Here is a 20,720-nt window from a genome sequence, read left to right on the forward strand (position 1 = left end):
TTTCTCAGGTTGCCTCGACGACCCCCATCATCCCCCGGTCCTCGTGGTCGAGGATGTGGCAGTGGTAGACCGTCCGGCCGGCGAGGCCCTCGAAGGCGATGCGCACGACGGTCGTGCTGCGCGCCCGGACCGGCACCACGTCGCGGCGGTCGACGTCGTCGGCGGCGAGCGCGACCCCGTCGACCTCGACGAGCTGCATGGGCCAGACGTGCAGGTGGAACGGGTGATCCATCGGGCTCGTGTTCACGATCGTCCACTCCTCGATCGAGTCGTGCGCCACCGCGAGGTCGACCCGCTCGTGGTCGAACTCCCGGCCGTCGATCGTGAAGGCCATGCCGCGCCCCATCCCGCCGCCCATGCCCATCGCGAGCGTCACGGTGCGTCGCCGCGCGACCGCCTCGCCGCGCAGGTCGCGCTCCGGGGCGGGCGGCGGCACCGGCGGCGACGCGCTCGGCACCGCACTCGCCTCGCCCCCGCCGCGTACCGAGAACGCCACCAGGTCGGCGCCCGTGGTCGCGCTCGCGGGCGCGCCCATCATGCCCATCGACCCGCGATCGAACGGCATGGTCCGCAGCATCGCCTCGCCCTCGACGGCCGTCACGAGCAGGTCGGCCCGGTTCCCGGGTGCCAGCACGAACTCCTCGACCTCGCGCGGTTCGGCGTACCGGCCGGCGTCGATGCCGAGCAGCGACATCCGCTGCCCGTCGAGGCGCAGCCGCAGGAACCGCGAGCTGCACGCGTTCACCAGCCGCCAGCGCTCGACGTCGCCGGCCTCGGCCGCCATCGTCGGGCCGAGCCGGCCGTTCACGAGCACGAGCTCTCCCTCGCGCCCGAGCATCCGCTCGGCCTGCGTCGCGACGTGCAGGTTCCCGGCGGCGTCGAAGCCCGTGTCCGAGACGATCAGCAGCCGCTCGCGCGCCGCCGGGATGGGCTCGGCGTCCTCGACGATGATCGCCCCGAAGAGCCCGCCGAAGAGCTGCTCGGCCGTGTTGCCGTGGTGATGCGGGTGGTACCAGAAGACCCCGGGCGGATGGCTCGTGCCGAGCCGGTAGTCGTAGTCGAACGCGCCGCCCGGCTCGATCATGACGAAGACGTTGTCGCTGTTGCCCTCGGGAGAGACCACGAGGCCGTGCGTGTGCAGGTTCGTGGGCACGCCGAGCTCGTTGCGCAGGCGCAGCGTGATGTGGTCGCCCGCGCGCACCCGCAGGGTCGGCCCGGGCACGCCGTCGCGGTACGACAGGGCGCGCACGCGGCGGCCCGCGACCTCGGTCTCGACGAGGGCCGCGGTGAGGGCCAGGTCGAGACGGCCATCAGCGCTCGTCAGCACCTCGGGCTCGCGCAGCGTCTCGGCGCCCGGATCGGCCGGCGCCGGGGTCGCGGCCGGTGCCGTCGGTGCGGTCGGCGGCTGCGGCCACCCGCCACGGGTCCCGTTCCACAGCAGCACGCCGCCCGTCACGGCCGCGGCCGCGGCGCCGCCCAGCACCAGCACCTCGCGGCGGGACCAGTCCCTGCCATCCGCCATGCCCGCACGATACCCCGGTGGTGTATCGACGGAGCGGGACCTCCGGCCCGTCAGCGGGGGCGGCGGCGGCCGCCTCGCTTCATCGTCCACGTGAGGTAGGCGCCGAGCGAGCCGAGCACGCCGAGCCCGGTGCCGAGCATGACGCCCTCCCACGACCGGTACTTCCGATCGCTCGAGACCAGGCCGCCGACGCCGGTGATGAGTGCGGCGCTGATCATGCCGGCGACGAGGCGGTTGCCGATGCGCTCCGCCCGGCCCATGAGCGGATCGAGCTCGGCGGCGCGCAGGTGCACCTGCAGGCCGCCGCCGTCGGCGTGCTCGAGGAGACGGCGCAGCGCCCCCGGCATGTCGAGCGCCAACTCCCCGAGGTCGGCCGTCGCGCGCGCGATGCGGCGGGCCAGCACGCCCGCGCTCATCCGCTCCCGCGCGAGCCGCTGGGCGTAGGGCTCGAGCGACTCGCCGAGGCGGAACTCGGGATCGAGCCGGAGCGCGAGGCCCTCGATGAGCAGCAGCGCCTTGAACAGGAGGGCCATCTCGCGCGGCAGCCGGAGCCGGTGCGCGCGCAGGATCGCGAAGAGCTCGGCGATCATGCGCGCGAACGGCGTCTCGCGCAGCGAGTGCAGCCGGTAGCGGGCGAGGAAGACCGCGAGGTCGTCGCGCAGCAGTTCGCGATCGACGCCCCCCGAGCCGGGCGACATGTTCACGAGCGACGCGCCGAGCAGGTCGGCGTCGCCGCGCACGAGCGCGACGAACAGCCCGCTGAGATGGCCGCGGAGTTCCTCCCCGATCTCGCCGACCATGCCGAAGTCGATGAGCGCGATGGTGCCGTCGTCGTGGATGAACAGGTTCCCGGGGTGCAGGTCGGCGTGGAAGAAGCGGTCCTCGAACGTCATCTTCAGCACGATGTCGGCGCCCTTACGGGCCACGCGCTTGCGATCGACGCCGGCCGCGTCGAGGCTCGCGGCGTCGCTCACGTTCATGCCCGACATCCGCTCGAGCGTCAGCACCCGGGAGGTCGTGTAGTCCCAGAAGACGCGCGGGATCTCGAGGTCGGGGTCGTCGGCGAAGTCCTCGGCGAAGCGCTCGGCGTTGCGGCCCTCCTGGAGGTAGTCGAGCTCGGCACGGAGCGTCTGCGCGAACTCGTCGGCGATGCCCGGCGCATCGTAGTCGCGCGCGATCCCCCACGTACGGCTCGCGCGCAGCGCGAGGTTCTGCAGGATCTCGAGATCCTGCTGCACCTGCGCGACCGCGCCGGGGCGACGGACCTTCACGACCACGGGCGTGCCGTCGTGCAGCGTCGCGGTGTGGGCCTGCCCGATCGAGGCGGATGCCATGGGCGCGTCGTCGAACGTCGCGAACAGCTCCTCGGGCTCGGCGCCCAGTTCGCGGCGGATGACCGCACGGATCTGCTCGGTCGCGACCGGCGGCGCCGCGTCCTGCAGCTTGGCGAGCTCGTCGGCGTACGCGGGCGGCACGAGGTCGGAGCGTGTGGAGAGCAGCTGCCCGAACTTGATGAACGTCGGGCCGAGTTCCTCGAGCGCACGGCGCACGTGCTCGGGCGAGGCCTCCGCGCCGGCCGCGGGCTCGGCGCCGTTGCGCCGGAACGGGTTGAGGCGCCCGGCGCCGATGAGCCCGGCGAGGAACCCGAAGCTGTGGCGGCGCAGCACGACGGCGATCTCGCGATAGCGCGCGGTGTGCCGCGTCTCGGCCTGGCCGACGCTCACGCCGTCGCACCTGTCGTCATCGCTCCACCCCCGTCGGTCCGAGGCTACGCCACCGACTCCCCCGGCCGCCGAAAAGGGCCCCCGCCGTGTTCGGCGAGGGCCCTGCGCGGTCCCGGCGTCAGTCGCCGGCCGCGCCGTTCCCGGCCTTCTCGTCGGCGACCGAACCGGCCTCGTCGGCGGCGTCGCCCGCGCCCTCGGGTGCTCCGGCGCCCTCGCCGGCCCCGTCGGACGCGCCGGCGCCGGTGCCGACGCCGGCACCCGCGTTCTCGCCCGCGATCTCGAGACCCGCCTCGGCGTGCTCGTCGGCGTGCTCCTCGGCGACCTCGATGCCGTTGCCGGCGTTCTGCTCGGCCGTCTCGAGTCCGGTGCCGGCCTGCTCCTCGCCCTGCTGGCGGGCGTCCTCGGCCGTCTGCCGGCCGAACTCGCTGTGCTCGACGCCGGTCTCGCTCATCTGCTCACCGCCGGTGACCTGCTCGAACACCGCCTGCGCGGGCGCGGGCAGCACGCCCGCGGCGCCGGCCGCACCGGCCGAGGTCACTCCGACCGCGGCGGCCGCAGTCGCTCCGATGGCGATCTTCGCCGCGAGCCCGAGGCCCGCGAACCACTCCACTGCCACTCTTCTTCTCCTTGCCGACGGCGCCGTGTGGGCCGGCACCGTCATGTCCGGGTTCTCTCGGGGGAAGGCCCCGACGGTCGACACGCGGTCGAGGTCGAGGCGGGACGCCACCGCGGCGCTCGGCCGCGGCGGCGTCCCGAGTGAGGAGGCCCGGAACTCCGCGACGGCCGCGGCAAGGGGGGAGAGCTCGTCGCGGGCGTGGGGGGTACGCCCGCGGAGCACGGCCGCGGCCTCGTCGTCGGTGATCCGGTGATTCCTCATCTCACTCCCTGCCATCGCCGCCGGCCCTTCGAGGGGTACGGCCCGGAAGAACTTTTTTCCGCAAGGTCTCGAGCGCCCGTCGCTGCAGGGCCTTCACGGCCCCCGTGCGCTTGCCGAGCACGGCCGCGACCTGCTCGATCGTCAGGTCGCCGAGGATGCGAAGCACCATGACATCGCGCTGATCGGGCGAGAGCCCCTCGAGCAGCGCGCGCGTGGAGTCATCCGCAAGTCGGGAGAGCGCCTCGTGCTCGGCGCTCGGCGCCCGGCGATCGTCGAGCTCCTGCTGCCATTCCTCGTGCTCACCGCGCCGCGAGCGCCGGCGCAGCTCGTCGGTCAGCCGCCGATAGGCGATCGTGAACACGAACGCCCGGAACTCGGCCTCGCCGCCGCTGAACCCGCCGAGCCGGTCGAACACCGCGAGGAACACCTCGCTCGTGAGGTCGTCGGCCTCGCGGGACCCTCGTGCCCGCAGGAACGCCGCGACGGCGGGCGCGTACTCATTCCACAGGTCGGTCGACGCCCACCGCGCCCCCGCCTGCGCGGCGAGCAGCACCGTCTCGAACTGGTCCGGACCGATCGTGCTCGGACGCGCGCGAACGACGCGCTCCGCGGGGAGCGAGGTTCGCGCGAGTGCGCCCTCGGGGTCGGTCACCCGCCCGAGTGTAGGACACCCGAACGGGGGACGACAGTCGCGTCCACAGGGTGGGGGCGGATGGCGCGACCGCGCGCCATCCGCTCGTTCCGGCCGCCCGTCAGAACTTCGAGCCGAGCGCCTTCGCCTTGATCGCCTCGAACTCGCCGTCGGTGATGACGCCCTGGTCGCGCAGAGCCTGGGCCTTCGTGATCTCCTCCGCCGGGTTGGCGAACGAGATCGTCCGGTACTCCTCCGCCGTGTGCGACTCGTACTCGACCTGCTTGCGCGCCGAGCGCTCGGCCATGCCCTTGCCACGCGCGATCAGGTAGACGAGGCCCGTGATCCACGGCAGGAACAGGAGCAGGAGCAACCACAGCGCCTTGAGCCATCCATTGAGCTCGTGGTCGCGGAAGATGTCGATGACGATGTAGACGAGCACGAGGATGTACGCCACGTAGGCGAACATCCAGAAGAAGAACCAGATCCAGCTCCAGAGATCCACGGTCTCCCCTTCCCCGAACGTCGGCCGTGTGGGCCACAGGCTACCGGTGCGATACCGCGGCGCAGAAGGGGCCTTTCGTCCCGATCCTGCGACCGCCCGCGTGGATACGTTGTGCGCGAGGGCAGTGGTGACCACTTTGGGGGCGATCGTCATGACCAAGCATGCGCACCCGTCGAGCCCGCGCGTCCGCGCGCGACTCCTCCTCCGAGTCGGGGTGATCCTGCCATGAGCGCTGCGGATGCCGCGGCGAACGTGCCGCGCGACGCGGGTATCGCGAAGGCCCGGGCGGTGCCCGCACCGGTCTGGATCTCGTGGCTCGCGCTCGCCCTGATGACCACCAGCTCAGTCGCGAGCCTCCGGCCCGCCCCGACGATGGCGGTGTACGGGCTCGCCTGCATCTTCCTGTACCTGGTGCCGGCGATCGTGTTCCTGCTGCCGACCTCGCTCGTCTCGGCCGAGCTCGCCTCGGGCTGGAAGGGCGGCGTCTACAACTGGGTGGCGACCGGCATCTCGAAGCCGATGGGCTTCCTCGCGGTCTGGTGCCAGTTCGCGATGACGATCTTCTACTACCCGAGCCTGCTCGGGTTCGTCGCGAGCACGCTCGCCTACGTCATCAACCCGAACCTCGCCTCGAGCGGCGTCTGGACGGCGCTCGTGATCATGGTCTGCTACTGGTCGGGCGTGTTCCTGACCTCGCGCGGCACGAAGGGCGTCGCAGGACTCGCCAGCGGCGGCCTCATCATCGGCACGCTGATCCCGGGTGCGGTGCTCGTGATCCTCGGCGCGGTCTTCCTCGGCCAGGGCAACGAGTCGGCGGCGCCGATGACGGCCGAGAACCTTCTGCCGCAGTGGGCCGGGCTCGCGAGCCTCGTGCTCATCGTCAACAACTTCCTGTCGTACAGCGGCATGGAGATGAACGCGGTGCACGTCGGGTCGCTGAAGAACCCCGGGAAGGAGTTCCCGAAGGCGATCTTCCTCGCGATGGGCCTGGTGCTGGTCATCTTCATCCTCCCCGCGCTGGCGATCAGCTGGATCGTACCGGCGGAGCAGCTCTCGCTGACGGCGGGGGTCATGCAGGCGTTCGACGCCGTGTTCGCGGCATTCGACTGGCAGTGGCTGACCCCGATCGTGGGCATCATGCTCGTGACGGCGTCGCTCGGCGGCATGCTCACCTGGCTCGCCGGGCCGTCGAAGGGCCTCCTGCTGATCTCGCGGCAGGAGGGCTACCTCCCGCCGTTCCTGCAGAAGCTCAACAAGCACGGCGTGCAGCAGAACCTGCTGGTCGTGCAGGGCCTCGTCACCACGGTGATCGCCCTCGGGTACGCTCTCATCCCGAACGTCTCGAGCGCGTACTGGATCTTCTCGGTCATCACCACGCAGGTGTACCTGATCATGTACCTGCTGATGTTCGTGGCGGCCGTCCGGCTGCGCCGGACGCATGCCGACCACCCGCGCGGGTTCCGGGCGCCGATGCTCATCACCCTGTGCGTCGTCGGGTTCCTCGCCTCGCTCGCCGCACTGCTCGTCGGGTTCATCCCGCCCTCGCAGTTCGGCGGCGGCGACCCATGGGTCTACCTCCTGATCGTCGCGGGCGGCGCCCTCGGGCTCGGCCTGCTCGTGCCGTTCCTGTTCTACAAGCTGCGGAAGCCGTCGTGGAAGCAGCCCGAGGCGGCGGCTGAGACCGAGACGGAGGTGTCGGGATCATGAGCACCCAGTCCGAGACCCAGCCGAAGCGCGAGCGGACGGTCATCTACTTCGTCACCGTGGGCGTACTCATCGTGCTCGCGATCATCGCGCTCGTGACCTTCCTGTCGGCCCGACAGGACGTGAAGGCGCAGGACAAGGCCGAGCAGTTCCTCTCCTCGCTCGAGGAGAACGGCATCGACACGTCCCTGACGGCCGAGCAGGTCGCCCGCGTGCTGGGCGACGACGGCGGCGGCGTATGCGCCAACCCGAACGAGGCACTCAGCAGGGCCATCCTGTTCGACCGGCTCTCCAACGGCGCTTCCGGCCCCGGCCAGCGCCCGATCCTCGCCGAGGATCGCCTGCTCGAGGGCCAGCTGCTCATCATCGAGACGTACTGCCCCGACGAGCTCGAGGAGTTCCAGCAGTTCGTCGACGAGCTGAACACCGTCGACGACGGGAACGGGTCGTGAGCGACGAGGTCCGTGAGCTCGTCCGCGGGATGATGCCGGCTGCGAAGGACGAGCTCGCGGAGTTCGTGGCGATGCGCTCCGTCGCCGACCCGCGGCAGTTCCCGCCCGAGGAGTGCGAGAAGGCGGCCGTGTGGGTGCGCGACGCCTTCGCACGGCTCGGGTTCGCGGACGCCCGCCTCGAGGAGACGCCCGACGGCAGCAAGGCCGTCGTCGGCTCGCGGCCGGCTGCACAGGCCGACGCGCCCACGGTGCTCCTCTACGCCCACTACGACGTCCAGCCGCCGCTCGACGAATCGGCGTGGCGCACACCGCCCTTCGAGCTCACCGAGGTCGACGGGCGGTGGCACGGGCGCGGCGCTGCCGACTGCAAGGGCAACATCCTGATGCACTTGCTCGCGCTCCGCGCGCTGCGCGACGAGATCCCGGTGAACCTGAAGCTCGTCGTCGAGGGCTCGGAGGAGCAGGGCACCGGCGGGCTCGAGCGGTACGTCGAGGCGCATCCCGAGGTGCTTCGCGCCGACGCCATCCTCGTCTGCGACACCGGCAACGCCGCGGTCGGCAAGCCCGCCGCCACGGTGACGCTGCGCGGCATGGCGAACGTCGTCGTGCGTATCGAAGCGCTGGCCTCCGAGGTGCACTCGGGCATGTTCGGCGGCCCGGCACCGGATGCGCTTGCCGCACTGGTCGACGTCCTCGCCTCGCTCCGCGACGAGGATGGGAACACCACGATCGTCGGGCTGGACTCGTCGCAGCAGTGGCACGGGGCGCCGTACGACGCCGATCAGTTCCGTGCCGACGCGGGCGTGCTCGACGGCGTGGATCTGCTCGGCGACGGCAGCGTCGCGGACGAGCTGTGGGCGCGACCCGCGGTCACGATCCTCGGCATCGACAGCCCTCGTGTCCTCGGCTCGACGGCCGCCATCGTGCCGAGGGCGGCGGCGCGCCTGAACCTGCGCGTACCGCCCGGCATGGACGCGCAGGAGGCGCACGACGCGCTCGTCGCGCACCTGAAGGCCGCGGCCCCGTGGAACGTGCACGTCGAGGTCGAGACCGAGGCGGTCGGCTCGCCGTTCCGTGCCGCGACGGGCGGGCCCGCCTTCACCGCGATGGCCGACGCCATGCGCGGGGCGTACGGCGTCGAGATGACCACCCTCGGCCAGGGCGGATCCATCCCGCTCTGCAACGTGTTCGCCGACACCTACCCCGACGCCGAGATCATCCTGATGGGCGTCGAGGAGCCGCTCGCCCTGATCCACGCGCCGAACGAGAGCGTCGACCCGACCGAGATCGAGCACCTGGCGGTCGCCGAGGCGCTGTTCCTGCGCTCCTACGCCTCGGCGCGCTGACACGGCGCCGACGGCGCGGCGTCGCCGCTCGCGGCTATCCGAGCCGGTTCAGCCCCTCGAACAGCTCGTAGACCATGAAGCCGGGCCAGACGAACCCCTGGAAGAACGCGCCCACGTACTCCCAGAACCCCTCGGCCTGACCCCAGAACCACACCCACGATCCGATGATCCCGAGGAAGTAGACGAACCCCCCACCGGCCCAGCCGGCACTCGAACCCCTGTCACCCATCTCGCACCTCCGCGCCCGACGCTACGCGCGGGGGCGCTCCGACCGCGGGCCGAAGGGCCCGGCGAGCGCGGTCAGTCGCTCGGCCGCCCGCCGTCGCGATCCTCCGGCTCGCCGGGCTCGTCGCGTTCCCATTTCGTGCCCTCGAGGTCGCCGCGCAGGGTGCCCGTGACGTCGTCGACCGCGGCGCCGACGGTCGGCGCGAACCGGTCGGGCGTGAACCGGCCGGTGAGCCCGTAGTCGCGCAGCACGTCGACGACCGGGTCCTTCATCTCGGCGATGACGAGACGGATGCCGCGCTTCGCGAGCCAGTCGTCGACGTCGACGAGCTCGTCGGCCGCGGTCGTGTCGACGTCGGTGATCGGCTCCGCGGCGAGGATGACGGTGTGGACGCCGGGACCGGCCGCCTCCACGCGCGAGCGCACGAAGTCCTCGAAGATGCCGCCGTTGGCGAAGAACAGGGGCGCGTCGAAGCGGAGGATCACCACGCCCGGGATCCGCTCGCCCTCGGGATTCCGCGAGAGGTCGTGGTACCCGCGCAGTCCGGTCACGCGGCCGAGCTCGGCCCGGTACGGGCGCCACGCCTGGATCACGAACGCGAGGAGCGACAGCCCGATCGTCACCGCGATCCCGCCGAGCACCCCGAACGCGAACACGCCGACGAACGCCGCCGCCGACAGCAGGGCGTCGACCCGGTCCATCCGGACCAGCCGCCGGAAGCCCCGCACGTCGACGAGCCGTGACGCCGCCATCATGACGACCGCCGCGAGCGTCGCCGACGGAAGGAAGTCCGTGAGCCACGGCGTGAGCAGCATGAACAGCACGATCAGCACCGCGCCGACCAGGCCGGTCAGCTGCGACTTCGACCCCGCCTGCTCCGCGACCGGCGTGCGCGACGCCGACGCCGAGATCGGGAAGCCGCCGAGCAGCCCGCCGGCGATGTTGGCGGTGCCGATGGCCGCCATCTCTCGGCTGCCGCTGACCGTCTCGCCGCGACGCGCGGCGAGCGTGCGCGACAGCACCGCGGAATCGGTGAACGCGACGAGCGCGATGCCGGCGGCGGGCAGCGCGAGCGCCGCGACATCCGACCACTGCAGCCCCCCGAGCGCGGGCGCCGGCAGGCCCTGCGGCAGCGCGCCGACCACCGGCAGCTCGTCGGAGAGGCCGAGCACCGCGGTCAGCACCATCGCCGCCACGACCGCGGCGAGCACGCCGGGCACCTTCGACTTCACGACCGTGAGCACCACGATCACCGCGAGCGAGCCCAGCCCGAACGCCAGCGCGAGCAGCTGCACCTCGCCGGCCGCGATGCCCGCCCAGATCGCCGCGACCTCGGTGAACGGCGTCTCGGCATCGGTCGAGAAGCCGAGCAGGGTCGGCACCTGCGAGATGATCACGAGCAGCGCGACCGCGTTGAGGTAGCCGACGCGGATCGGCCTGGACAGCAGGTCGGTGACGAAGCCGAGGCGGAGGATGCCGCCGAGCAGGAGGATCGTGCCGACCATGATGGCCAGCAGCCCCGCGAGGGCGACCGCGCGCTCGTCGTCGCCGACCGCGAGGGGCAGGATCGCCGCGGCGATGATCGGCGCGAGCGCGGAATCGGGTCCGAGCACGAGGATGCGGCTCGGCCCGACGAGGGCGTAGGCGATGAGCGGGACGATCGTGGCGTACAGGCCGGTCTCGGGCGGCAGTCCGGCCACCTGCGCGTACCCCATGCCCGCGGGGATGAGCAGCGCCGTGACCACGAGGCCCGCGCGCAGGTCGGGCACGAGCCACTCGCGGCGGTAGTGCCGCGCCGTGTCGACGCCCGGCAGCAGCCGTCGCATCCGCTCGCCCGTCGCGCTCATCTCGGCCCCCAGGGCTCCATCATGGCGGATGGCGCGTGCGCCGTCAGGCTGCGGACGACGAGCCGCCCGCGCCGGCACCCGCGCCGGCGTCCGGGGCGGCGTCCGCGCTCCTCCAGATCGGCGGGTGCCGCAGCCGGTCCTCGCGGTAGAGCCGGTACGCGAACGGCGCCCACACGATCAGCGCGACGCCCGCGCCGATCAGCATGCCGGCGACGGTGTCGGAGACCCAGTGCGCGCCGAGGTACATGCGGCTCAGCATCATGAGCACGGTGTACACCGCTCCGGCGACCCAGACCCAGGTGCGCATGAAGATCAGGCCGAGCGCGGTCGCGATGACCGCCGCGTTGGAACTGTGACCTGACGGGAACGAGCCGAAGTCGGGGTGCACGAGGATGTCCTCCGGACGCACCCGGCCCACCAGCACCTTGACGACCTGGGTGACCGCCCCGCTCGCGAGGACCGCGACGAGGAAGAAGCCGGCCGCCCACGGCCGTCGCCACAGCAGCAGCGCGACGACCACGAGGGCGGGGACGACGATGGCCGAGACCACGCCGCTGCCCACCCAGTCGAGCACGAGGGCGGGCGTCGTCAGCCACGGCGCGCGGATGGCGACGAGCGCGGACATGATCGCCGACTCGAAGCCGAACGACTCGCGGGCGCGGTCGACGACGATCACAGCCCCGACGGCCGCGACGCCGATGAGCGCGAACACGCCCGCAGCGACCCATGGCCGCCGGCTGATCCGCACCGGCGCGGGCGCGTGATGGGGATGGTGCCGCTCGTGCGACCCATGCGGCTCGGGCGCCTCGGCGGCGGAGCCGTGCGATCCGGTCGGGGCCGGCGGCTCGTCGGCGGATGCCGCGCGCGCGCCGCTCACCTCATCGGCGTCGTCGCTCATCGCGCCCCCACGCCTCGGGCCGTCGATCCGACTCCTCGACCTGCTCGGCCGAGCCGACCCGCACGGTGCGCCACGTGTCGACGAGGATCACGGTGCCGAGCACGGCGAGCGAGAGGAAGATCGAGCCGAGCGCGTCGGTCGCCCAGTGGTAGCCGAGGTAGATGCGGCACGCGGCCGTGAGCAGCACGACGAGCGCCGCGACCACGAAGGCGAGGGTGGTGATCACGGGGCGGCGGTGCCGCGAGAAGACGAGGTAGGTGCCGATGAAGAGGAAGTCGGCGACGCCCATCACATGACCCGACGGGAAGGACGAGGTCGGGTCGTAGCCGATCATCATCTCGTCGGCCGGCGGGCGGTCGCGGGCGATGATCGGCGCGAGCAGCTGCACGATGATCACGCCGAGGATCATGCCGCCCGCGAGCAGGATCGGCCGCCACGCATGCTTGGCGAGGATGCCCCAGGTCACGGTCGTCACGAGGATGATGATGGGCATCGCGATCGGGCCGAACACGATCGCGAGCACGATCATGAGCGTCGTGAGCCAACCGTCGCGCCCCGACTCGAGCCACGCCTCGACGGGCGCGTCGATGTACGACAGGTCGTCGGACTCGGTGATCGAGTCGAGCACGATGAAGAACCCGACGAGGCCGACGACGATGAGCGCGGCTCCCGTGAGCAAGAGGTTGCGCTTCGCCGCGGCCGAGAGGTACCGCTCCTCGACGATGAACCGGTCGTGGAAGCGTTGCATGCGGCCGGGCTTCTCGTCGGCCCGCGCATCGGCATCGGTGGAGTCGGTCACCAGTGCTCCTCCCATGTGGTCGCCGCCGGCGGCGGATCGTGACCTCAGTATCGCGCGACCGCGTCTGCGCTGTCTCCCCGTTGACGATCGGGGCTTCGCGCACTCGCGATTCCCGGATTCATGCGGAAGGACCCGCAGCAACCCGGGATTCGCGGGTCCGCAGCTCAGCTCAGAACCGCTCGGCGACGGTGAGGCGACCGGATGACGCGGCTTCCGCGAGCGCGGCGTAGTCGCGTTCGTTCTGGTCGGCGTAGTCGACGGCGAATCGGGCGATCGCCTGGTCGAAGCGATCCGAGTTCCCGAGGTACGCCGCGATCGCGACGCGGTCGCCGGCGCGGGCGTGGGCCCGTGCGAGCGTCTGCCCGCAGACGCGCGCATAGAGCTCGGCCCCGCGCGGCAGGATCGCCTCGATGTCGGCCGAACCCTTCCAGTCGTTGAGCTGCCGCAGGTAGAAGTCGCGTTCGACGCCGTCGGGCGCGAGCACGCGCTGCCACCCGAGGAAGAGGTCGCTCGCGGCCTGCATGAGCCGCTGGCCGCGCACGACCCGCTCCCCGTGATGGTCGAACCGGCTGGCGGGCAGGAACCGCTCGAGCACCGACGCCTCGGCCTGCTTCGCCTGCAGGATCAGCGGGTCCGCATCATCGCGCCCGCGCAGCAGCACGATCCACGCGCGCGTGCCGACGCTGCCGACGCCGACCACCTTCCGCGCCATGTGCACGTACGAGAACTCCTCGATCGGATGGCGCTCGAGGGGCAGCGTCGTCCGGTACTCGACGAGCATCCGCTCCATCCAGCGCTCGATGTCGTCGCGCGTGCCCTCGCCGACGCGCAGGTCCTCGACGGGCACGATGAGGGGCGGGTCGGCGGCGATGCGCAGCTCGCCGTCGACCACGCGCACGAGCTTGGTGAACGCGCGCACGCTGTCGCGGGTGCGCGCCTTCGCGAGGGTCGCCGCGGTGCGCTTGACCTGCTTCTCGCCCACGCGGTTCGCCGCGCGCTCCTCGCGGATCCACTCCTCGACCCGGTCGGCGTCGAGGCGGTCGTACCACGCTTCGAGGACGCCCGACTCGGCGGCCCGGCGCATCTGCTCGCGGTAGCCGGCGACGGCGGCCCGGACGGCCCGCGACCGCTCCGCGGGCGAGAAGCCGCGATGCCGACCGGCGATCTCGAAGCTCGCCGCGAGTCGCTTGACGTCCCACTCCCACGGGCCGGGGAGGGTCTCGTCGAAGTCGTTGATGTCGAAGATGAGCCGCCGCTCGGGCGAGGCGAAGACGCCGAAGTTGGAGAGGTGCGCGTCGCCGCAGATCTGCGTGGTGATGCCCGACACGGGTGTCCCGGCGAGGTCGGACGCCATGATGAGCGCCGCACCCCGGTAGAAGTTGAACGGCGACACGAGCATGCGCGCGTACCGGATCGGCACGAGTTCGGGCGCGCGCGTGACCGCCTGCTGCTCGAGCAGCGAGACGGGGTCGGGCCGGTCTGACGCCGCCGACCAGCCCGCATGCGACGAGCGCGGCACTCGTCGACGCGCGGCGCGCCCGGCTTCGCGGCGGGCGTCGAAGTCGTTGCGCCGCGCCGCGCCGCTCACGGGTTCGGGAACAGCGTCACTCATGAGGTGCCTCCTTCGGGCTGGGCCGCGTCGTTCTTGCGACGGCGCATCGGCGAATCATCCGGGATGCCGCGCGAGAAGAGCAGCGCTCCGAGCGCGATCACGATGAGTCCCACGAACGCGATGCGCAGCGACTCGATCTGCGCCGCGCTGTACGCCGCGGCCAGGGTGTCCGCCTCGTCCGCGGACAGCCCCGCGTCCTCGCCGATCTCGTCGACGCTCGAGGCGGGCACGAGCTCGACGCCGCCCTCGGTCCGCTCGGCGACGGTCTGCTTGACGTCGTCGGGCAGGTCGCTGGAGGCGACCGTGCCCGCGAACGAGGTGGCCAGCGCGCCGATCAGCACCGATCCGATGAGCGCGGTGCCGAGCGACGACCCGAGGTTCTGGAACACGCCCTGCAGCCCGCCCACCTCGCTCGACTTCTCCGGCCCGACGCTCGACATGTTGACATTGCCGAGCTGGGAGGCGAGCAGGCCGAGCGCCGCGCCCGCCGTGAACATGCCGATGCCGAACGCGGGGATCTTGAGCTCGACGTCGACCGAGGCGAGCAGCACGACCGCCGACACGGCGAGCACCACCTGCCCGATCCGCACGATCCGGCGGGCCGACCAGAGGCTCGAGAGCCGGGTCCCGGCGAACGAGAAGAGGATCAGCGAGATCGACAGCGGGAAGATGCGCAGGCCCGTCTCGAGCGCGTCCATTCCGAGGGTCATCTGCAGGTACACGGGGATCATGAAGAACAGTCCCGCGGTCACGGCGTACTGGGCGCCGAGCGCACCGAGCCCGCTGCGAAGCCGGTCGATGCGGAAGAGCGTGACGTCGAGGAACGGCGGGCGGCCCGTCTCGATGAGCCGATGCTGTCGGTGGAAGAACCACGCGATGAGCAGGCACCCGGCGAGGATCAGCCAGGTCGTCAGCGAGATGCCGAGCGGCTCGATCGGCACGCCGTTGATCTCGGGCGACTCCAACGGCTGGATCCAGCCCCACACCTTGCTCTGCAACATGCCGTACACGATCGCGACGAGGCCCGCGGAGGAGAGCAGGACGCTCAGCAGGTCGATGGGCGTGCGCTTCGGCGGATGGCGGTCCTGGATTCGGCGCGCGAAGAGCACGACCGCGGCCATCACGACGACCTCGCCGATGAACACGTACCGCCACGAGAAGTACGTCGTGACGAACCCGCCGATGAGCGGACCGGCGGCGACCGCCGCCCCCGATGCGGCGCCGATCATCGCGAACGCCGTCACGCGCTGCCTGCCGTCGTAGTTGTCGGCGATGAGCGCCGCGATCGCCGGGATCACCAGGACGGCGCCCATGCCCTCGACCACGGACCATCCGACGAAGAGGACGTAGATGTTCGGGCTCAGCGCGGTCGTGAGCGATCCGATCGCGTACACGATCGAGCCGATCACGAACGCCCGCAGGCGCCCCCACACGTCGCCGAGCTTCGCGCCCACGAGCATGAGCGCCGCCATCGTGAGCGTGTAGAACGTGATCGCCGCCTGCATGGCGGCGACCGTGGTGTCGAGGTCCTCGACGACCGTCGAGATCGACACGTTCATGACCGAACTGTCGAGCACCATCACGAACTGCGCGGCCGAGAGCGCCGCGACGACGGACCAGGAGGCCTTCGCCCCCTCCCCCGCCGGCGCGGCGGTCGTCTCAGGCTGCGGTTCGGAACGGCTCATGGTGGTATCCCTCCCGGTCGAGGACCGCGATCGTGGCCTCCGGCACCTCGACGAAGATGCCGGGCAGGTCGTTGAGCGGTTCGGACACGACGACGTGCGCGTGCTCGCCGAACCGGCGGAGCCGCTCCGCGTCGGGATACATCTCCCTGATCGTCGGGATGTCGACCGAGTGGAAGAGCGTCCGCGATCGCCCCTGCGACGAGTAGCGCAGGGCCCAGATCGTGGCGCCGTCCGCCACGGCGATCGTGCCCTGCATCGGGAAGAGGATGCCGTGCTCGCGGCCGACGCGCTCGACGTGGTCGACCGTCGCCGTGAGCGCCTTCACCGGGTCGTCGACGAGCCCGAACGTGATGGCGAGGTGGAAGAGCACCTCGGAATCGGTCGTGCCCTTGACATGGGTGTACAGCGACGGGTCGATCGCGAACGTGAGGTCGCGCTTGACCTTCGCGAACTCCCCGAGGAACCCGTTGTGCATGAACAGCCAGTTCTCCCACCGGAACGGATGGCAGTTCGTCTGCTGGATGGGCGGTCCGCCCGCCGCCCGCACGTGGCTGAAGAACAACGGGCTCACGATCGACCTCGACAGCTCGCTCACGTTCTGGTCGTGCCACGCCGGCTCGATGCTGTGGAACACCGCCGGGATGCTCCCCGACACCGCGCCCTGCGGATACCAGCCGATCCCGAACCCGTCGCCGTTCACCGTCTCGGCGCCGAGCGGCGAGTCGAGCGACTGCGCCACCAGCGAATGCTTCGGGTCCAGGATCACCGCCGACGCCTGCAGCGGTTCACCCGAGTACGCCAGCCAACGGCACATGAGCGCCCTCCCCCCGCCGAGGCGTCCGCCTCGGCGTCACTGCGCCAAGTCTGTCGGCAGCGGCCCGCGCGTCATGGGTCCAAAGTCTCACTCGGCGGGCGGCGCGGGCAATGGGCACTTGGCCGCCTCCGTCATGCGCTGCGTCGCCTGCTCGAGCGACCACGGCAGTTCGACGAGCGGCTGCTCGCGGCCGTCGGTCGCGGCGGCCTTCGAGGCGATCGAGGCGAGCGCGAACGCCCCCTCGCGCACGAGCGCCTCGCCGCCGGTCGAGTTGTTCAGTGCGAGCACGACCGTCAGGCCGGACTCCGGGTCGGTGAAGGCCGCCGTGAGCGCTCCGGTCGACTCGCCCGCGACGCCCCGCAGCGGGCCGTACTGCTGGCCGCCGATCCCCTGCCCCTGCCACAGCGGAGCCGAGCCGCCGAACGGCTCGACGGTCCACACCCGTCGGGCCGTCTCCTCCTCGAACAGCGTGCCGCTCGCGAAGGCCTGGCTGAACTCGCGGGCGTCCTCGAGCGTCGAGCGGGCGCCCGACGCCGGGCCCCCGATGGAGCTGGATCGCTCCGACACGTCGAGCACCGCGGCGCAATCCGCGGAGCCATCGGGGAGCACGCCCGCCGAGAAGCCGCCGAGCGCACCGGTGAACTTCGTGTCGGCGGCTGCGGGCAGCGCCGTGGCATCCATGTCGAGCGGGTCGAAGACGTACTGCTCGGCGAGCTCGGACCAGCTGCGTCCGGTGTGCTGCTCGAGCGCGGTCGCGAGCAGCAGCATGCCGGTACGCGATTCGCCCCAGGCCGTGCCGGGCTGGCCGATCCGCGCGAGCGCCATCCCGCTCGAGATGAGCTCGCCGGTCGGCCAGACGCGCTCGGGGTTGGTGACGAAGTGCCGGCGCAGCGACGGGTAGTAGTCCGCGAGCCCCGACTCGTTGCGGCAGAGCTGTTCGAGCGTGATGTCGCCGATCCCGGGAAGTCCGCGGATCATCGAGGCCACCTCGTCGTCGAGTTCCATCGCTCCGGCGTCGACGAGCCGGAGCATCGTGGCGCACGTGATCTCGCCCGTCGCCTCCGTGAGCTGGAACCGCGTGTCGGCGGTCACCGGGGCGGCGCCCTCGGCGAACCCCACCGTGCCCGCACCCGCCGTCCAGCTCCCCGCCCACGGCGCCCAGACGCCGGCGACCCCGCCGCTGGAGCCGCTCAGTCGGATGGCCTCGGCGAGCGCGGCATCGAGCTGGTCGGCGACCTCGGGCGCGAACTGCGCCTCGACCTGCTGATAGTCGGCGGACGGCTCCGCGGGAGCCATGCACGAGGAGAGGCCGATCGTGGCGGACACGGCGATGACGGACGCGACGATCCTCCGTCGAACGCGTGTCATCACTCCAGCCACCGTGCCCCCCGCCGTGTGTCCGTTGCGATTGTAACCCGCAGCGTCGGCCATGACGTGACGGCAGGGTATCCCCTCGGCGGATTCTGGCGCGAGTCCCCGTGTGCGTGTCCCCCGATCGAGGCGATCCGGCCGCTCCCCCAATCCGCTCCGGCCCCCGCGCCGAACCCCCGGTGCACGGCATCCGCCGCGCGTCGACAAGGAGGCATCGCCATGAAGAACTCACCCAACCGCATCGCCGCGACCGTGTTCGGCGCGGTCTACGTCGTTGTCGGCCTGCTCGGCTTCGCCGTCACCGGCGGCGTGGGGTTCATCGCCACCGAGGGCGGGCTGCTGCTCGGGATCTTCGCCGTGAACCCGCTGCACAACATCGCCCACCTCGCGATCGGCGCCGCACTGCTCATCGCCGGCCTGTCGAACGTCGCGGCGGCGAAGACGGTCAACACGGTCGTCGGGGCGGCCTACCTGCTGCTCGGCATCGTGGGCTTCTTCCTCGCGGGCACGCCGGCGAACATCCTCGCGCTGAACACCCCCGACCACTTCCTCCACCTCGCGAGCGCGATCGTGCTGCTGGGCGTCGGGCTCGGCGCGGAGCGCTCGTCACGCGTGGCGACGGCATAGGGAGCCGGGCCATGAACGCACTGGCGGCGATGACGCGCAGCTGGCCGATGCTCGGCGCGCTCGGCGCCGGCATCGTGCTCGCGGCCCTCGCGGCCGGTGCAGGGGGTGCACCGCAGGTCGTCCTGGCCGGGCTCGGCGTCGCCGCGCTCGGCTGGGGCGTCCTGTCCCTTCGCGCGGGCCGGCCGGTCGCGCCGCGCGCCGTGCTCGGCGTCTCCGTCGCGGCGCTGCTGGCCGGCGGGGGCGCGGTGAGTGCGGGGGCGATGGCGGATGTCGCGGGGTCGCCGCTCGCGGCGGCATCCGCGTTCATCGCCTCGATCGCGCTCTCGGCCGCACTCGCGGTGCGCGCGCGTCGCGCCGAGCGGCCGACGCCTCGCGATCCCCGCCCGCGGCTCACGGTCCTCGGCCTCATGGTCGGCGCCGTGCTCGTCTCAGCCCTCGCCACTCCCGCCCTCGCAGCCACCGACGCCGGCGAGCTCGCCATTCCGCACGGGCAGCACGGCATCCCGGACCAGGGTCACGCGCACTGACCCCTCGACCGCGGCCGGGGGTGCGTGGCGATGACGCCCCCGGCCGCTCCCCGATCGACGCCATCCGCCGACGCCATCCGCCACCACCGGTCAGCGGGCAGGCGGCCCGGCTCAGGCCGGCAGCTCGTCGGACGTGCCGATCTCGCGCACGGCGCCGGACATGAACCGCTCGACGTCGCGGTCGACGATGATGTCGCGAGGCACGAGCGGCCGGGCGAGGTATAGCCCCTCGAGGCTCGTCAGCCGCGACAGCGCCACGTACGTCTGCCCCGGGCTGAAGACGCGCGAACCGAGGTCGACGATCGCGGTCTCGTAACTCGCGCCCTGCGACTTGTGGATCGTGACCGCCCACGCCAGCCGCAGCGGGAACTGCGTGAACTCGGCGACGATCTCGCGCTCGAGCTTCTTCTGCACCGGATCCCACGAGTAGCGGTACTTCTCCCACGTCGCCGGCTCGACCTCGTGCTCCTCGCCGTCGACCTCGACGCGCACGGCGCCCTCGAGCGAGGTGACCGTGCCGATCGTGCCGTTCACCCAGCGCGGCGCCTCGCCCCAGCCGCCGGTGTCGTTGCGCAGGAACATGACCTGCGCGCCGACCTTGAGCTCGAGGTGCTCGTCGGCCGGGTAGCCGCGCCCGCCGAACTCGCCCTCGACGTCGGCCTCGTTCGCGATCGAGTGCCCCGGCAGCCGGTGGAGCGCGGTGCGGTTGATCCGGTTCACGGTCTCGTTCGTGGTCGCGAGCGTGATGGCGCCCTGCTCGGGAACCGGGCGGCGCGCGCCCGTGTCGTTCAGCACGCCCGCGATCTCGGCCGTCACCATGCCGTGCCGCACCGCGTTGAGCATGTGCTTGAACGCGTCGTCGTGCTGCCGGTGGATCTCGCCGAGCTCGTAGATGCGGAGGTCGGCCTCGTTCCACACCTTGGCGTCGAAGAACCACATGGACCGGTAGGTGTCGGCGAAGTACCGCCGCTCGTCGCCCGACCCGGGCACCGGGGCGAGCTGGTACGGGTCGCCGAACAGCACCACCTGCACGCCGCCGAACGGGTCGTGCGGGCGCTGCCGCGCCTGCCGCAGCGAGCGGTCCATCGCATCCATGAGGTCGGCGTTGACCATCGAGACCTCGTCGACGACGAGCGTGTCCATGGCGTTGAGGAGCTTGCGCACCGCGTCGTTCTGGTCGATCTCGTGGTCGGCGATGACCCCGATCGGCAGCCGGAACAGCGAGTGGATGGTCTGCCCGCCGACATTCAGCGCGGCCACCCCCGTCGGCGCGCAGATCACGATCTGCTTGCCCGTGTTCCAGTTCAGGTGATTGAGCAGCGTCGACTTGCCGGTGCCGGCGCGGCCCGTGACGAACACGTGCTCACGCGTGTGCTCGATCGCGTGGAACACCGCCTGCTGCTCGGCGGTCAGCGTCACGTGCTGCACGGGTCGCGCCTTCGGATCGGGGTCGGTGCCTGGTCGGGTGGTCGGATGCCGCGTTCGGGCGTCTTCACTGTAGACCGGCCGGCCGGGGTGCAGGCGGGCGGCCGCGGCATCCGTGCCCCCGCGAG

At 71.9% G+C, this 20,720-nt stretch carries 19 protein-coding genes; 5 read left to right on the forward strand and 14 right to left on the reverse strand.

Translation table 11 applies throughout. The annotated features are described in order from the left end of the window. Positions 1-4: 4 nt before the first annotated feature. The 5 genes from AC3RKB_RS05245 to AC3RKB_RS05265 form a co-directional block, all read right to left on the reverse strand. Entirely contained in the window at positions 5-1,522 is a 1,518-nt protein-coding gene (locus AC3RKB_RS05245; protein ID WP_491434934.1) for a multicopper oxidase family protein, read from the reverse strand. Positions 1,523-1,572: 50 nt separating this feature from the next. Then, complete coding sequence (locus AC3RKB_RS05250) at positions 1,573-3,246, reverse strand: ABC1 kinase family protein (protein ID WP_491434935.1); 1,674 nt, start codon at positions 3,244-3,246, stop codon at positions 1,573-1,575. Between the two features lie 118 nt (positions 3,247-3,364). Continuing rightward, complete coding sequence (locus tag AC3RKB_RS05255; RefSeq protein ID WP_491434936.1) at positions 3,365-4,123, reverse strand: hypothetical protein; 759 nt, start codon at positions 4,121-4,123, stop codon at positions 3,365-3,367. 1 nt (position 4,124) lies between these two features. After that, on the reverse strand, positions 4,125-4,775 hold the full coding sequence (locus tag AC3RKB_RS05260; protein WP_491434937.1) for an RNA polymerase sigma factor: 651 nt from the start codon (positions 4,773-4,775) through the stop codon (positions 4,125-4,127). Between the two features lie 100 nt (positions 4,776-4,875). Further along, positions 4,876-5,259: an SHOCT domain-containing protein gene (locus AC3RKB_RS05265; RefSeq protein WP_491434938.1), complete on the reverse strand. Its 384-nt coding sequence runs from the start codon at positions 5,257-5,259 to the stop codon at positions 4,876-4,878. 225 nt (positions 5,260-5,484) lie between these two features. Here AC3RKB_RS05265 and gadC point away from each other — a divergent pair, with 225 nt between their 5' ends. From gadC to AC3RKB_RS05280, 3 genes are read left to right on the forward strand one after another with little or no spacing between them, the layout of a single operon-like run. Further along, positions 5,485-6,966 carry a glutamate/gamma-aminobutyrate antiporter GadC gene (gene gadC, locus AC3RKB_RS05270; RefSeq protein WP_491434939.1) on the forward strand — a complete coding sequence of 494 codons (1,482 nt, stop codon included), beginning with the start codon at positions 5,485-5,487 and terminating at the stop codon, positions 6,964-6,966. Beyond that, positions 6,963-7,415 carry a hypothetical protein gene (locus AC3RKB_RS05275; protein ID WP_491434941.1) on the forward strand — a complete coding sequence of 151 codons (453 nt, stop codon included), beginning with the start codon at positions 6,963-6,965 and terminating at the stop codon, positions 7,413-7,415. Before gadC ends, AC3RKB_RS05275 begins: the two co-directional genes overlap by 4 nt. Then, entirely contained in the window at positions 7,412-8,761 is a 1,350-nt protein-coding gene (locus AC3RKB_RS05280; protein ID WP_491434943.1) for a dipeptidase, read from the forward strand. The genes AC3RKB_RS05275 and AC3RKB_RS05280 overlap by 4 nt, the downstream gene beginning before the upstream one ends. 34 nt (positions 8,762-8,795) lie before the next feature. Here the strand turns inward: AC3RKB_RS05280 and AC3RKB_RS05285 are convergent, their stop codons facing one another. The 8 genes from AC3RKB_RS05285 to AC3RKB_RS05320 form a co-directional block, all read right to left on the reverse strand. Continuing rightward, complete coding sequence (locus AC3RKB_RS05285; protein WP_491434945.1) at positions 8,796-8,990, reverse strand: hypothetical protein; 195 nt, start codon at positions 8,988-8,990, stop codon at positions 8,796-8,798. 71 nt (positions 8,991-9,061) lie between these two features. Then, positions 9,062-10,834, reverse strand: a complete 1,773-nt coding sequence (locus AC3RKB_RS05290) for a SulP family inorganic anion transporter (protein WP_491434947.1) — start codon at positions 10,832-10,834, stop codon at positions 9,062-9,064. Positions 10,835-10,877: 43 nt separating this feature from the next. After that, positions 10,878-11,732 (reverse strand): phosphatase PAP2 family protein, encoded by an 855-nt coding sequence (locus AC3RKB_RS05295; RefSeq protein ID WP_491434949.1) that lies wholly within the window; start codon positions 11,730-11,732, stop codon positions 10,878-10,880. Next, positions 11,713-12,531 carry a phosphatase PAP2 family protein gene (locus tag AC3RKB_RS05300; protein ID WP_491434951.1) on the reverse strand — a complete coding sequence of 273 codons (819 nt, stop codon included), beginning with the start codon at positions 12,529-12,531 and terminating at the stop codon, positions 11,713-11,715. The genes AC3RKB_RS05295 and AC3RKB_RS05300 overlap by 20 nt, the downstream gene beginning before the upstream one ends. Positions 12,532-12,700: 169 nt before the next feature. Further along, a complete protein-coding gene (locus tag AC3RKB_RS05305) occupies positions 12,701-14,143 on the reverse strand; it encodes a DUF2252 domain-containing protein (RefSeq protein ID WP_491434953.1) in 1,443 nt (480 codons plus the stop codon). Next, a complete protein-coding gene (locus tag AC3RKB_RS05310) occupies positions 14,140-15,828 on the reverse strand; it encodes an MFS transporter (protein ID WP_491434955.1) in 1,689 nt (562 codons plus the stop codon). The genes AC3RKB_RS05305 and AC3RKB_RS05310 overlap by 4 nt, the downstream gene beginning before the upstream one ends. Continuing rightward, entirely contained in the window at positions 15,803-16,642 is an 840-nt protein-coding gene (locus AC3RKB_RS05315) for a class II glutamine amidotransferase (protein WP_491434956.1), read from the reverse strand. The genes AC3RKB_RS05310 and AC3RKB_RS05315 overlap by 26 nt, the downstream gene beginning before the upstream one ends. 87 nt (positions 16,643-16,729) lie before the next feature. After that, positions 16,730-18,010, reverse strand: coding sequence for a serine hydrolase domain-containing protein (locus tag AC3RKB_RS05320; protein WP_491434957.1), 1,281 nt, complete (start codon positions 18,008-18,010; stop codon positions 16,730-16,732). A gap of 222 nt (positions 18,011-18,232) precedes the next feature. Here AC3RKB_RS05320 and AC3RKB_RS05325 point away from each other — a divergent pair, with 222 nt between their 5' ends. Continuing rightward, positions 18,233-18,640 (forward strand): DUF4383 domain-containing protein, encoded by a 408-nt coding sequence (locus tag AC3RKB_RS05325; protein WP_491434958.1) that lies wholly within the window; start codon positions 18,233-18,235, stop codon positions 18,638-18,640. An 11-nt stretch (positions 18,641-18,651) separates the two neighbouring features. Further along, positions 18,652-19,167 carry a hypothetical protein gene (locus AC3RKB_RS05330; RefSeq protein ID WP_491434960.1) on the forward strand — a complete coding sequence of 172 codons (516 nt, stop codon included), beginning with the start codon at positions 18,652-18,654 and terminating at the stop codon, positions 19,165-19,167. A 111-nt stretch (positions 19,168-19,278) separates the two neighbouring features. Here the strand turns inward: AC3RKB_RS05330 and AC3RKB_RS05335 are convergent, their stop codons facing one another. After that, on the reverse strand, positions 19,279-20,595 hold the full coding sequence (locus AC3RKB_RS05335; RefSeq protein ID WP_491434961.1) for an ATP-dependent DNA helicase: 1,317 nt from the start codon (positions 20,593-20,595) through the stop codon (positions 19,279-19,281). Positions 20,596-20,720: the final 125 nt, after the last annotated feature.

Source organism: Agromyces capsici (assembly GCF_058349965.1).

Coding starts and splice junctions, on each gene's coding strand:
- gadC (WP_491434939.1), top strand. CDS start 5,485: ATGAGCGCTGCGGATGCCGCGGCGAACGTGCCGCGCGACGCGGGTATC.
- AC3RKB_RS05275 (WP_491434941.1), top strand. CDS start 6,963: ATGAGCACCCAGTCCGAGACCCAGCCGAAGCGCGAGCGGACGGTCATC.
- AC3RKB_RS05285 (WP_491434945.1), bottom strand. CDS start 8,990: ATGGGTGACAGGGGTTCGAGTGCCGGCTGGGCCGGTGGGGGGTTCGTC.
- AC3RKB_RS05255 (WP_491434936.1), bottom strand. CDS start 4,123: ATGAGGAATCACCGGATCACCGACGACGAGGCCGCGGCCGTGCTCCGC.
- AC3RKB_RS05315 (WP_491434956.1), bottom strand. CDS start 16,642: ATGTGCCGTTGGCTGGCGTACTCGGGTGAACCGCTGCAGGCGTCGGCG.
- AC3RKB_RS05310 (WP_491434955.1), bottom strand. CDS start 15,828: ATGAGCCGTTCCGAACCGCAGCCTGAGACGACCGCCGCGCCGGCGGGG.
- AC3RKB_RS05290 (WP_491434947.1), bottom strand. CDS start 10,834: ATGAGCGCGACGGGCGAGCGGATGCGACGGCTGCTGCCGGGCGTCGAC.
- AC3RKB_RS05305 (WP_491434953.1), bottom strand. CDS start 14,143: ATGAGTGACGCTGTTCCCGAACCCGTGAGCGGCGCGGCGCGGCGCAAC.
- AC3RKB_RS05325 (WP_491434958.1), top strand. CDS start 18,233: ATGAAGAACTCACCCAACCGCATCGCCGCGACCGTGTTCGGCGCGGTC.
- AC3RKB_RS05330 (WP_491434960.1), top strand. CDS start 18,652: ATGAACGCACTGGCGGCGATGACGCGCAGCTGGCCGATGCTCGGCGCG.
- AC3RKB_RS05295 (WP_491434949.1), bottom strand. CDS start 11,732: ATGAGCGACGACGCCGATGAGGTGAGCGGCGCGCGCGCGGCATCCGCC.
- AC3RKB_RS05320 (WP_491434957.1), bottom strand. CDS start 18,010: ATGACACGCGTTCGACGGAGGATCGTCGCGTCCGTCATCGCCGTGTCC.
- AC3RKB_RS05245 (WP_491434934.1), bottom strand. CDS start 1,522: ATGGCGGATGGCAGGGACTGGTCCCGCCGCGAGGTGCTGGTGCTGGGC.